The 12133-nt window shown below is 64.7% G+C and carries 14 protein-coding genes; 6 read left to right on the top strand and 8 right to left on the bottom strand.

Going from position 1 to position 12133, the window contains the following annotated elements:
* Positions 1–23: 23 nt before the first annotated feature.
* Together FJ950_RS18115 and FJ950_RS18110 are read right to left on the bottom strand one after the other, a co-directional pair.
* Positions 24–1289 (bottom strand): TCR/Tet family MFS transporter, encoded by a 1266-nt coding sequence (locus tag FJ950_RS18115; protein WP_140617784.1) that lies wholly within the window; start codon positions 1287–1289, stop codon positions 24–26.
* Between the two features lie 157 nt (positions 1290–1446).
* Positions 1447–2370, bottom strand: a complete 924-nt coding sequence (locus tag FJ950_RS18110; protein WP_140617783.1) for a neutral zinc metallopeptidase — start codon at positions 2368–2370, stop codon at positions 1447–1449.
* Between the two features lie 117 nt (positions 2371–2487).
* Here FJ950_RS18110 and FJ950_RS18105 point away from each other — a divergent pair, with 117 nt between their 5' ends.
* Positions 2488–2784: a hypothetical protein gene (locus FJ950_RS18105; RefSeq protein ID WP_140617782.1), complete on the top strand. Its 297-nt coding sequence runs from the start codon at positions 2488–2490 to the stop codon at positions 2782–2784.
* 92 nt (positions 2785–2876) lie between these two features.
* Here the strand turns inward: FJ950_RS18105 and FJ950_RS18095 are convergent, their stop codons facing one another.
* The 3 genes from FJ950_RS18095 to mntR form a co-directional block, all read right to left on the bottom strand.
* Positions 2877–3602, bottom strand: a complete 726-nt coding sequence (locus FJ950_RS18095) for an alpha/beta hydrolase (protein ID WP_348641171.1) — start codon at positions 3600–3602, stop codon at positions 2877–2879.
* A 158-nt stretch (positions 3603–3760) separates the two neighbouring features.
* Positions 3761–3949 (bottom strand): hypothetical protein, encoded by a 189-nt coding sequence (locus FJ950_RS18090; protein ID WP_015316201.1) that lies wholly within the window; start codon positions 3947–3949, stop codon positions 3761–3763.
* Between the two features lie 104 nt (positions 3950–4053).
* Positions 4054–4503 carry a manganese-binding transcriptional regulator MntR gene (mntR, locus tag FJ950_RS18085; protein ID WP_015316200.1) on the bottom strand — a complete coding sequence of 150 codons (450 nt, stop codon included), beginning with the start codon at positions 4501–4503 and terminating at the stop codon, positions 4054–4056.
* A 233-nt stretch (positions 4504–4736) separates the two neighbouring features.
* Here mntR and FJ950_RS18080 point away from each other — a divergent pair, with 233 nt between their 5' ends.
* The 3 genes from FJ950_RS18080 to FJ950_RS18070 all read left to right on the top strand — a co-directional run bounded on the left by FJ950_RS18080 (position 4737) and on the right by FJ950_RS18070 (position 7744).
* Positions 4737–6101: an Nramp family divalent metal transporter gene (locus FJ950_RS18080; protein ID WP_140617781.1), complete on the top strand. Its 1365-nt coding sequence runs from the start codon at positions 4737–4739 to the stop codon at positions 6099–6101.
* A gap of 53 nt (positions 6102–6154) precedes the next feature.
* On the top strand, positions 6155–6991 hold the full coding sequence (locus FJ950_RS18075; RefSeq protein WP_140617780.1) for a protein-L-isoaspartate O-methyltransferase: 837 nt from the start codon (positions 6155–6157) through the stop codon (positions 6989–6991).
* A 111-nt stretch (positions 6992–7102) separates the two neighbouring features.
* Complete coding sequence (locus FJ950_RS18070; RefSeq protein WP_140617779.1) at positions 7103–7744, top strand: dihydrofolate reductase family protein; 642 nt, start codon at positions 7103–7105, stop codon at positions 7742–7744.
* 9 nt (positions 7745–7753) lie between these two features.
* Here the strand turns inward: FJ950_RS18070 and FJ950_RS18065 are convergent, their stop codons facing one another.
* Positions 7754–8632, bottom strand: coding sequence for a LysR substrate-binding domain-containing protein (locus FJ950_RS18065; RefSeq protein ID WP_015316196.1), 879 nt, complete (start codon positions 8630–8632; stop codon positions 7754–7756).
* A gap of 87 nt (positions 8633–8719) precedes the next feature.
* Here FJ950_RS18065 and FJ950_RS18060 point away from each other — a divergent pair, with 87 nt between their 5' ends.
* The gene (locus FJ950_RS18060) at positions 8720–9319 is read left to right on the top strand and encodes a LysE family translocator (RefSeq protein WP_140617778.1); all 600 of its coding nucleotides are present in this window, start codon (positions 8720–8722) and stop codon (positions 9317–9319) included.
* Positions 9320–9339: 20 nt separating this feature from the next.
* Here the strand turns inward: FJ950_RS18060 and FJ950_RS18055 are convergent, their stop codons facing one another.
* Positions 9340–10134 (bottom strand): SDR family oxidoreductase, encoded by a 795-nt coding sequence (locus FJ950_RS18055; RefSeq protein WP_140617777.1) that lies wholly within the window; start codon positions 10132–10134, stop codon positions 9340–9342.
* Between the two features lie 273 nt (positions 10135–10407).
* Between FJ950_RS18055 and FJ950_RS18050 the strand changes: the two genes are divergently transcribed.
* Positions 10408–10866 (top strand): MarR family winged helix-turn-helix transcriptional regulator, encoded by a 459-nt coding sequence (locus FJ950_RS18050; protein ID WP_015316193.1) that lies wholly within the window; start codon positions 10408–10410, stop codon positions 10864–10866.
* 45 nt (positions 10867–10911) lie between these two features.
* Here FJ950_RS18050 and FJ950_RS18045 read toward each other — a convergent pair whose 3' ends face one another.
* Complete coding sequence (locus tag FJ950_RS18045; RefSeq protein WP_140617776.1) at positions 10912–12090, bottom strand: MFS transporter; 1179 nt, start codon at positions 12088–12090, stop codon at positions 10912–10914.
* Between the last annotated feature and the right edge of the window lie 43 nt (positions 12091–12133).

The following is a 12133-nucleotide window of genomic DNA, read 5'->3' as shown; positions in this document are numbered from 1 at the left end:
GCCGCCCCTCACTTGCCTCCCGCTCATAGCTGGGCTCCATCTTCCACGACATCGTTCGTGACAGTCATGACTGTCGCCGGCCTAGCCACCTTGGTGACGAAGACGATGACCGCCAGCGCCAGGAAGCATGCACCGACCAGATAGGGCGCGCCGCCGAAGGTGACGGGCGCGCTGGGGCCGGTGAACCAGGAAAAGATCGCGGTATAGAGCAGCGGCGTGACGATCGAGGTGATCGAGAAGATCGAGGTCATCGCGCCTTGCAATTCGCCTTGTGCCGAAGGGGGAACCTTGGCTGCGGCGAGGCTTCTCAGCGGCGGATCGGCCAGCGCTTCCAGGCAGCCGACGACGATCACCGCGTAGACCATCCAGCCTTGCGAGGCGAAGGCATAGCCGAAGGCGCTGGCCGCGGTGAACGTCAGGCCGATGACCGCCGTCCTCCACTCGCCGAGCCTGGGGATGACGCGCGGCAGCACCGTGCCCATGATGATGGCGCCGCACAGGCCGAAAGCGCCGAGCGAGAAGCCGATCTGCTGCTCGCTCCAGCCGTAGCGGTAGTTGGAGACGAACGACCACACCGCCGGATACATCATGTGACCGAGCGTCATCAGGAAGAAGACCAGCCCAATCCAGCCGATGCCCTGATATTGGCGCATCTGCAGAAGCGTGCCGACCGGGTTGGCGCGTTTCCACTCGAAGCGGCGGCGGTGCTTTTCATCGAGCGTTTCGGGCAGGAAGAACATTGCGATGAGGAAGTTCACGAAGGCGAGCCCGGCGGCGAAAAAGAACGGCACACGCGGCCCGAACGTACCGAGCAATCCGCCCAGCACCGGCCCGATGACGAAGCCGACGCCGAAGGCGATGCCGAGCAGGCCGAAATTCTTCGCCCGGTTCTCGTCGTTCGAAATATCGGCGATGAAGGCCGACGTCGTCGAATAGCTGGCGCCCGAAATGCCGGCCAGGACGCGACCGATGAACAGCATCGGATAGGACCAGGCGATGGCGCAGATCAAATTGTCGATGGAGAAGGTCAGCACCGAGGCAAGCAGGATCGGCCGTCGCCCGAACCGGTCGCTCAGGCCGCCCATGATGGGCGCGAAGAAGAACTGCATGGCCGCATAGACGAAGAACAGCCAGCCGCCCTCGATCGCCGCTTCGCTGATGCCGACGCCGGTCAATTCCCTGAGAAAGGCCGGCAGCACCGGCATGATCATGCCGAAGCCGATGATATCGAGCAGCAGCGTGGTGAAAACCAGCGCAAGGCCCCGCTTGGCGGTTTTGGGATCGATCATGATGGGTCAAGCTCCTCTGGCCGCCTGGGGGGCGCGGGCGGATGCACCTTATAGGCGAGCCCGCGGAAAGGAACAGTGCGGGAACAGGCAGGAAGCTTTGATCCTGACACTCCCTGACGGCGCGTTGGCCGCCAGGTCCATGTCCGAAAACGGCTGCTTAGAGCGGGCCGCTCATCGTGTTGCAGTCCGAAAGCTTGCCGCTCTTGTATCCGCGTGTCAGCCAGGTCTGCCGCTGCTGCGAGGTGCCGTGGTTGAAGCTTTCCGGCACGACATAGCCCTGCATCTTCTTCTGCAGCGTATCGTCGCCGATCTGCTTGGCCGCGTTCAGCGCGCTTTCGAAGTCGCCCTGCTCCAATAGGCCCTTCTGCCCGGTGTAATGCGCCCACACGCCGGCGAAGCAGTCGGCCTGCAGCTCGATGCGCACCGACAGCTGGTTGGCATCGGCTTCGCTCATGCCTTGCCGCATCTGGTTGAATTTCCCCATGATGCCGGTGAGGTTCTGCACGTGGTGGCCGACCTCGTGCGCGATGACATAGGCGCGGGCGAACTCGCCGGAAGCGCCGAACTGCTGGTCGAGCTGCTGGAAGAAGGTCATGTCGAGATAGACCTTGTGGTCGCCCGGACAATAGAACGGTCCCGCCGCCGCCGAGGCAAAGCCGCAGGCGGAGCGGACCTGGCCGGAAAACAGCACCAGCTTCGGGTCCTCATAGGTCAGGCCTTGCGACTTGAAGATGCCGGTCCAGGTGTCTTCCGTCTCGGCGAGCACGGTCGCCACGAACTGCTTCATCTCGTCATTGGCTGGTGTTGCGCCGCTGTCCTGGCCGCCGCTGTTGTCCGATATCTGGCCACCGCCGCCCGGCAGCAGGCCACCGTCGCCACCGCCCAGGATCGTTGAGGGATCAAAGCCGAAATACCATCCGGCCAGCACCACCAGGATGACGAGGAATATGCTACCGCCGCCACCGGCGCGGCCACCGATCGGGATGCGGAACTGGCCGCCGCCACCACCGATCCCGCCGCCGCCGCCATCGCTGCGGTCGTCCTCGATATTGTCACTCTGACGACGGCCTCTCCAGAGCATGGCAACTCCTCGTGCTGCGAACTTCCCCATTGCTCCGGCAGGACCGGCTCAATCCAACAAACAAGTATCGCAATGGTTGCTCCAAGTCACAGCATTTTTGCGGCCAGGCAGCGCCGCATGGCCGCTCCACCGCACTGGCCGGGAGCGCGCAAGGCCTGTCGCATCGCCGGCATTGGGAGGGGTTCCAGGCTTGAGGACGATCAGGGGTTTCCTGTCGCTGCTGGTGGCGTTGCCGTGCCTCGGGCTGCGAATGCCGGCGCGGTGACGCTCGATCCCAGCGTCGCCGTCACCGATCCGGCCACGTTGCAGGCGCTGGAACGCGGCGGCCTGTCGATCAGCCGTTTGCTCGGCCCCGCGCTCGGCGTCACCCGCGACGTCGACAATCGCGGCCCTTACAAAAGGCGGGTAGCTTGATATAAACAGGTTGGCGGCCCGTAGCTCAGGGGAAGAGCGCCAGTCATGTGCTGGAGGCCCCCGGTCGAGACGGGCGGGTCCGCCACCAAATTTCAAACTGAGACACTACCACCGCCCCAGCCGGCTTCCAGGCTCCGCCAAAACTGGAGGACCGTGGCGGCGATCGCCTCCGGCGCGTCTTCCTGGACGAGATGCTTGGCGCCGGGGACTGTCTGAAACGTCGCGCCGGGAATGCGCCGCGCCAGCTCCCGGCCGTCCTTTACCGGTATCCAATCGTCATTTTCGCCCCACAGGATGGTGACCGGAGAGCGAATCTCGCCATATCGCCACTCCACTTCCTCCGTGTACTTGTCGTCCATCTGCGCGACTTGCCTCCAGAACGCCTTCTGGCCCTCGTCGCCAAGCCATGGACGCAGATAGGCCTGCATCTCGTCTGTGCGCAACGAATTGTCCGTCGCGCCATCGATGTAGGCCCGCAAGATCGCTTCGTGGACATATGCGGGCAGCCCGGCAAAAACCTTCTCGTTCTGCTTGGCTGCCTGGACCAGCGGCGAACCTTGCGGGCTGATCGCCACTGGATCGATCAGCACCAGCGAGCGGAACTCCAAACCGTTGAGCAGATGACCGCGCAGAGCGGTCGATCCGCCGAAATCATGCGCGACCACGTCGGGCCGTTCCAGCTTCCAGTGGGCATAGAGCGCCGCGAACAGCTCGTTCTGCATGCCACGCGACACATCGCCGTCCGGCTTGTCCGACCAGCCATAGCCAAGCATGTCGAAATAGTGGACGCGTCGCTGCTTCGCCAGCCATGGCGCGATGCGGCGCTACTCGACCGAGGAGAATGGCGTGCCGCGGAGAACGACGGCGGGCGGTCCTTCCCCCATGACGCCCCAGGCGATCGAATGTCCCTGAAAGACAAAGCGTTCAGGCGGGCGCCACTCGATGGTCATCCGCATCGGTCCAGAACTGCTGCCGCTTACTCTTTCTGCTTGGCGCCGGCGCTCTTGCCGTCGGAGCTTTTCGAGCGTTCCTCGAAACGATCGGCGCCTTTCTTCAGCGGATGTCCCGTTTCGGCCTCGGTCTTGCGCTCGTCCCTGGCGGCCGCCTGTTCCAATCCTGTGGCTGCCTGCTTGCCTTTTGCGGTCGGTGCCTGCTCGATGCCCATTGCTTCCTCCCTGGCGCGCGATAGGCGCGCAATGAGAGGGGAACGCGCATAAGCGCCGGCAGTTCCAGCGGCTAACATGGTCGAAAACGCGGCAATGAAGCGCTTCAGCGCGCCGTCATCGCCTTGCGGAACGCTTCCAGCGTCTCGGCGCTGACATGGTGTTCGATGCCCTCGGCATCGATGCGCGCCGTCTCGGCGCTGACGCCGAGCGAGCGCAGAAAGGCCTCGACCGTCTGGTGGCGGATGCGGCTTTCCTCTGCGACCTTGCGGCCGGCATCGGTCAGGAACACGCCGCGATAGGGCTTTCGCGACACCAGCCCGTCGGCGCATAGCCGCGTCAGCATCTTGGCCACCGTCGGTTGGGCGACGCCGAGGCGCGCGGCGATGTCGACCTGGCGCGCCTCGTTGCCGTCCTCGATCAGGTCGGCGATCAGTTCGACATAATCCTCGACCAGCGCGCTGCGGCGCGCTTCGCGCGTCTGCCGGAACCCTTCCGAATGGACATCGGCATCGAGCAACGGCTCACGCGGGACCGGTCTGTTCTTCAGCGCCAATGCGCGCTCCTCCTCGGGAGTTTGCCGTCCCTGCTTTTATAGCACGGGCTCTGATTCTTCAGGCCGTTTATTTGCATTCCGAGAGAGGCGCAACCGGCGTCTCCGGGGGCGTCATCCTCGCACGCACAGCGCGACATGCTAAAAAGCACCGACAATGAAATATAGCCTATTGCATAATGTTGAGCCATGGCATACCTTGAGGGCATCCTCCGGAAGTCGCGGAAAGCCTTTTCATGTCAGAAGCAGACGTCACAACCTCCCGGTCCGCATGGCGGTTCGCCAGACGGGATGAAGACGATCAGCCCAGCCTGCGCGAGGTCAACTCCTCCATCGCGGTGCCGACATCAGGCGTCTGGTTCCGCCGCTTGTTCGCCTTCATGGGTCCCGGCTACATGGTCTCGGTCGGCTACATGGACCCGGGCAACTGGGCGACCGACCTCGCCGGCGGCGCGCAGTTCGGCTACACGCTTTTGTTCATCATCATGCTGTCCAACCTGATGGCGATCCTGCTGCAGGCGCTGGCCGCGCGCCTTGGCATCGCCACCGGCCGCGACCTCGCCCAGGCCTGCCGCGCCTACTATCCGCGCCCCGTCAATCTCGTGCTGTGGATCGCCTGCGAACTCGCCATCATCGCCTGCGACCTCGCCGAGGTGATCGGCACCGCGATCGCGCTGCAGCTTTTGTTCGGCATCCCGCTGATCGGCGGCGCCATGCTCACCGCGCTCGACGCTTTCCTGGTTCTGCTCCTGATGAACAAGGGGTTCCGCTATCTCGAAGCCTTCGTCGTCGCGCTTTTGGTCATCATCTTCAGCTGCTTTGCCATCCAGATCTTCGTTGCCGCTCCGCCGGCCGGCACGATCCTGCATTCGATGTTCGTGCCGTCCTCCGAAATCGTCACCGATCCAGCGATGCTCTACATCGCCATCGGCATCATCGGCGCAACGGTGATGCCGCACAATCTCTACCTGCATTCCTCGATCGTGCAGACCCGCGCCTATGAGCGCACGGAGGCCGGAAAACGAGATGCCATCAAATGGGCGACGACGGACTCCACCATCGCCCTGATGCTGGCGCTGTTCGTCAACGCCGCCATCCTGATCGTCGCGGCCGTCGCCTTCCACGAAACCGGCCACCAGGATGTCGCCGAGATCGACCAGGCTTTCAAGCTGCTGTCGCCGCTGCTTGGCCTCGGCATCGCCTCGATCCTGTTTGCCGTGGCACTGCTGGCGTCGGGCTTGAATTCGACGGTGACGGCGACGCTCGCCGGCCAGATCATCATGGAAGGTTTTCTGCGCCTGCGCATCCCGAACTGGGCGCGGCGCCTGCTGACCCGCGGCCTCGCCATCATACCGGTGGTGGTCGTCACCGCGCTCTATGGCGAGAAGGGCACTGGCCAGTTGCTGGTCTTCAGCCAGGTGGTGTTGTCCATGCAGCTGCCTTTCGCGGTCGTCCCGCTGGTGCAGTTCGTGTCCGACAAGAAGAAGATGGGCAATCTCGCCATCCCGCGCGGCGTCGCCGCACTGGCCTGGGTGGTCGCGGCAATCATCCTGGTGCTCAATTTCAAGCTGCTCTACGACACCATGTTCGGGGTTGGCTGAAGTTCCGTTTAATCACGGGACAAACCGCCGGATCGCGCTATCTTCCCGATGCCATGAGCGACCTCGAAGACATCCGGACATTCTACGCGCGGCTGATGGCGGTCAACGCCGCCTCATCGGACCCGCGCCTGGAAGAGGTGTTCGCCAGCGTACCGCGCGAGGCCTTCCTCGGCCCCGGCCCATGGACGGTCATCACCGGCAACGGCACGGTCACCACGCCAAGCGCCGATCCGGCCCACATCTGCCAGAACGTTCTGGTGGCGCTCGATACCGACAAGGGCATCAACAATGGCGAGCCCTTCCTGCACGCCATGTGGATCGGAAAACTCGCGCCAAAGCCTGGTGAGGCCATCACGCATATCGGCGCCGGCAGCGGTTACTACACAGCTTTGCTGGCCAAACTGGTTTCGCCATGCGGCACCATCACCGCCTTCGAGATCGACGAAAACCTGGCCGGGTTGGCGCGCAAGAATCTCGAAACCTACGGCAATGCGACCATTGTCCATGGCGATGCCGTGACGTCGCCGCTGCCGCCGTCCGACATCATTTATGTCAATGCCGGTGTCGTCGCCCCTCCCGCCGGATGGCTGAAAGCGTTGCGCCCCGGCGGCCGCATGATCTTCCCCTGGCGTCCCGCCGAGCGCGTCCCGCTGGCGATGCTGGTGACCCGCACCGAAAAGGGCTTTGCCTGCGATCCGTTCATGCGTGCCTGGTTCATCCCATGCTTCGGCGCCTCGCTCGCGGATCTTGCGGCGAAGATCCCGACACGCGAGCAGGCCACGCGCAGCCGCTCGATCTGGCTGGTCGAGGACAGGCAGCCGGACCGCACCGCCACGGCGATCTTCGAGCATGTCTGGTTCTCGTCGAAAGCCGTGAGCGTCCGCGGCTGACCTATCGAGGGCGGACCAGATCTCGCGGCCTTTGTCGGGACGGGCGCGGTTGCTCCGTCCTTGGGTTGAAATCCGGCCGCGATGGCGTGGCCGCAAGCAAGGGAGAGCACAATGAGAAAGATCATCGCCGCGACCTTCGTCAGCCTCGATGGCGTCATGCAGGCGCCGGGAGGGCCAGACGAGGATCCGGTCGGTGGCTTCGAATTCGGCGGCTGGACATTCCACTACTTTGATGACGTGGGAGGCGCGGCAATGGAGGAATTGTTCTCCAAACCCTTCGCCCTGCTGCTCGGCCGCAGAACCTACGACATCTTCGCCGCGTACTGGCCCTACCAGAAAGATCCGATCGCGGATGCGTTCAACCCCGCGACCAAGTATGTGGCGACGCATCGGCCGGATACTTTGACCTGGCAGAACACGCACGCGCTTGGGCCCGATATCATCACGGCTTTGCGTCGCCTCAAGCAGGACGATGGACCTGACCTGCTCATCCAGGGATCTGGCGATCTCATTCAGACCCTGCTCGCCAACGGGCTGATCGACGAGATCCGGCTGATGATCTTCCCGCTGTTGCTGGGCAAGGGCAAGCGGCTGTTCGGCGCGGCAGCGATGCCGGCCGCTTTCAAGCTTGTCAATTCGCAGACTTCGACCACCGGCGTCATCTATGAGCGCGCGGGCGAAATCAAGGTCGGCTCCTTTGTCACGGGCGAGCCATCCCCGGCCGAACTCGAGCGGCGCAAGAACTGGAAGTAAATTCGGGCATCAGGCAGCCTGCGATCGCCGCGCCAACCCATCGCGTATATGGCGTGCGAATTCCTGCGCCGCCGTGCTCACGCCATGCCTCGGCAGGTGCAGGTTGATGGCAAAATTCGGCAGCGGCGGCAGGCCGGTGTCGAACGGCAATATGTCGAGATCGGCTGGCACGGTGGCAGCGAGCCATGTGGTGACGGCGAGGTCGGAACGCACCGTCGCGGTCGTCGCGTCGATGTTGCCGTTCTCGAACACGCTGCGCCATTCCAGCCCATGCTCGTTAAGTGCCGCCAGCACCACCGGCCGGAAGGCGCAGGTGTCGGCAACGATCGAGACGGGCAATGGCCGCTTGGCGCGAGCCACCCCACCCCTTGCGCCGACCCAGACCAACCGATCGATGGCCAGGCATTCGCCAGAGGTCGGGCCGACCCGCTCCTCGATTACCGCGAGGTCGATGGTTCCGGCCGCCAGTGCCGCCGCCAGTTCCGGCGAGGAGGCGCAGACCAGCGATATCTCGACCTGCGGATAGGCCTCGGCATAGGCCTTCAGGACGGGAGCCAGCAAGGTGCCGACAAGGTCGTAGGGAACGCCGAGCCGCACCTGTCCGGCGACAGCGCTCCCCACCATCTCGGTCCATATCTCGTCATTGAGGCTGAGCAGGCGCCTTGCCTTGTCGAACAGCCGCTCGCCGGAATGGGTCAGCCGCAGACCGCGCCGGTCGCGCTCGAACAGCCCGCAGCCGAGCGTGTCTTCCAGCCGCTTGACCTGCTGGCTGACCGCGCCCTGCGTCAGGTGCAGCGCGTTGGCCGCCGCCGTCATGCTGGCCTTGTCGGCGACGGTGACGAAGGTGCGCATGAGACTGGTATCGAGATTGCGGATCATCATCAGCATTATAAATGCTAATGATCATCATCGCAAACATTGCATTTACTGATGTCACGCTCAGTCTACCATGAAGCCTCCGACAAAGGACGCTCCATGCTCCAGCCGATCCTGCCGCTCATCCTGTTTGCCTTCGTGGCCACCGCGACGCCGGGCATCGCCACGACATTGTCGACCGCTTCGGGTGCGCAGTTCGGCTTTCGCCGCTCGGTTCCCTTGATGGTCGGCAGTGCCGCCGGTCTCGCGACCGTGACGGGGGCGGCCGCCGCCGGGCTCGCCGGGCTGCTGCTTGCCATGCCGTCGCTGCAGCTTGCCATGAAGATCGCCGGCTCGCTCTACCTCGTCTGGCTGGCAATCAAGATCGGCCGCGCCGGCCCGCCCAATCTCGATGTCGCCATGGCCAAACCCAACAGTTTCCTGGGCGGCGCCGGAATCCAGTGGATGAACCCCAAGGGCTGGGCGATGGGCCTGGGCGCGGCGGCCTCCTTCGCCGCGCTTGCCGACGGTCCGGGACAACTCGCCTTGCTGCTCGGCTCGACCTTCGGCCTCACCGCCGCCATCTCGCTGTCCGTCTGGTGCGTGGCGGGCATGGTGCTGGCGCGGCTGCTCAAGGCCGAGTGGCAATGGCGCGCGCTCAACATCGCGCTGGCGCTGGTGCTCGCCGCCTCGATCATCCCGATGTGGCGGACGGCCTGACGGCCGGCCGCCACATCAGCCTAAGCCGCGTAGCGCGGGGCCGGCTTGTCGGCATGCAGGCTGCCATAGAAGGCCTGGCGGGCGCCTAGGAATGTGTCCAGCTTTCCCGTGTCGGCAAGCGCCGGCACGGTGACGGCCTCGCCCCTGGCCAGGCCAACAAGGGCGGCGTCGACCATATCGTCGGCGGTCATGACGATCTCCTTCGGCAACTGGTCGATATCACCGCCGGAAAGCTCCCAGAAATCGGTTCGGGTCGCGCCCGGCAGCACCACCTGCACCGTCACTCCGGTGCCCGCGACCTCGCGATGCAGGGCTTCGGTGAAGTTGACGACATAGGCCTTGGTGCCGCTGTAGATGCCGCCGAACGAGGTGTCGAAGGCCAGGACCGAGGCGATGTTGACGATCCCGCCCCGGTTGCGCGCCAGGAACCCAGGCAGCACGGCACGTGTCAGCCGGGTCAGCGCCACGACATTGACCTTGATCATGCGCTCGGCCGCGTCGGCGTCGGCGGTTGCCACCACTGCCTGACCGCCAAGGCCGGCATTGTTGACCAGCAGCGTCACGGTTTCGTCGGCTGATATCGACTGCTCGACACGGCGCACATCGCCGTCGTCGGACAGATCGGCGCTGATCACGCTGACGTTGCGGCCGTGGGCATGGCGCAGCTTCCCGGCCAGCGCCTGCAGCCGGTCGGCACGGCGCGCCACCAGCACCAGGTCGTAGCCCTGCCTCGCCAACCGGTCGGCATAGACGGCGCCGATCCCCGATGAGGCGCCGGTAACGACCGCCGTGCCCTTGTTGTCATTCTTGCTCATTGTCACGTTCCTTGTGTTCGCTGGCTCGGCCCCGGCGGATAAATATCGGCCGGCAAGGCTGTTATCCGAATTAGTGGTATATGCCACTTTCTTTGAAGTAGGTATATGCCACCATCTTGTCAACGGCGGCGGCGAAAACTATTTCTGCGGCAGGCTGGCGCACCTGCCAGGACAATTCCAGCAAGTGCCCAGCGGTTTTGCGTCCGGAATTGCGTACAAGACAGAGCATTGGAGGCGATGCGTTTCGCCGGAGATGCTCCACAAGGAGCGACCATGAGTGAAGCTGACGGATTTAGCCGTTGCAACAATGCCACCTTGCGGCGCACCGCACGCAGGCTCGGCCGGTTCTACGACGACGCGCTGGCGCCTTCCGGCCTGAAGGGCACGCAGTTCGGCCTGCTGTTCCAGATCAGTGTCGGCAGCGAGCCGGCGATGGGAGCCATTGCCGAGGCGCTGATCATGGATCTGTCGGCGCTCGGCCACACGCTGAAGCCCCTGGTCCGCGACGGCTATGTCGAAACCTTCCCCGACAAGGACGATCGCCGCGTCAAGCGCGTACGGCTGACGTCATCAGGACAGGCCAAGCTCGACGAGGCGATCAAGCTATGGAGCGTCGCCCAGCGGCAATTCGAGGCCATGATCGGCGCGGAGCAGGCCGCGAAACTGCGGGCCACGCTCGATGAAGTGGCTGCGTTGAAGCTGGAATTGCCCGCGGCCACTCCTTCCAGTTGAAGAAGCGGCCGCGAAAAAACAAGGATGCAAGCCTCGGAGCCGGCCTTATTCCGCCGGCATGGTGACGGCCCGGGCAAACACCCGCCCCGCCAGCACGATGCCGAGCCCGACGATCGGAAACACCGCCGCGACCAGGCCGAGATCGGCGGGCGCGCCGTAGCGCAGCACGCCACCACCGACCACCGCGCCCACCGCCACGCCCAGATAGAGCGCCGAACCATTGAGCGACAGCACGATTGGAGCGGCGTCCGGCGCCAGCTTGATGATGCGGCTGGCCTGCGCCGGCGGGAACGCCCAGCCGACGATGCCCCACGGCACCATCATCGCCATCAGCGCCGGTCCGGCAATGTGCTGCGGCAGGAAGGTCGGGATGACCGACAGCATGATCAGCATGGCGGCACTCAACGCCAGCGACCAGCCGACGGTGCGCGTGGCGCCGAAACGGTCGGCCGCCTGGCCGCCTGCAATGTTGCCGACGACGGCGCCGACGCCGAAGGCGAGCAGCATGCCGGGCAGCGCGATCTCGCTCAGCCCGCCGCCCTCGATGGCAAGCGGCGCGACATAGGCAAAGACGGTGAAGGCACCGACCAGCGCCAGCAATGTCGTCACCAGGATCGGCATCACGCCGGGACGCATGGCGGCCGCCAGCCGGCGCTTCAGCGGCAGCCTGGTGCCGATGATGCCGCGCGGCAGGCGGTACCACAGGATGGCGCCGGACAGCGCGCCAAGGCCGGCAATGGCATAGAAGGTGCCACGCCAGCCGGCGATGGCCGCGACAAGCGCGCCAAGCGGTGCACCGACAGCGACGGCCACCGTGGTGCCGCCGACGACGACGGCGATGGCACGGGCGCGGTGATGATCGTCCACCAGCGCCACCGCCGTGCCTTGCGCGGTCGCCGCGAACAGGCCCGACGACAGCGCCATGATGATGCGTGCGACGAGCAGCACTTCGAAGGATGAGCTCAAGGCGGCGACGACATTGCCGACGACGAAGAACACCAGCGTCCACAGGATCACGCGGCGCCGGTCCCATTCGCCGGTCAGCGTCGCCAGGATCGGCGTGCCCACGGCATAGGCGAGCGCGAAAGCGGTGATCAGCGAGCCGGCGAGCGGCACCGAGATGCCGGCATCCCTGGCGATATCGGGCAGGAGGCTGGAGATGACGAAGCCTTCGGTCGAGATCGCAAACGATCCGAGCGCAAGCCAGAAAATTCTCTTGTCCATGGGAAAGCGTCCTTAGTTCAAAAGTTATTGAACAATTGGACAT

Origin of the sequence: Mesorhizobium sp. B2-3-14 (assembly GCF_006442175.1) — a bacterium.
Classification (GTDB): domain Bacteria; phylum Pseudomonadota; class Alphaproteobacteria; order Rhizobiales; family Rhizobiaceae; genus Mesorhizobium; species Mesorhizobium australicum.
Note: the sequence above shows the minus strand (reverse complement) of the source record. Positions and strands in the feature narration are given on the sequence as shown.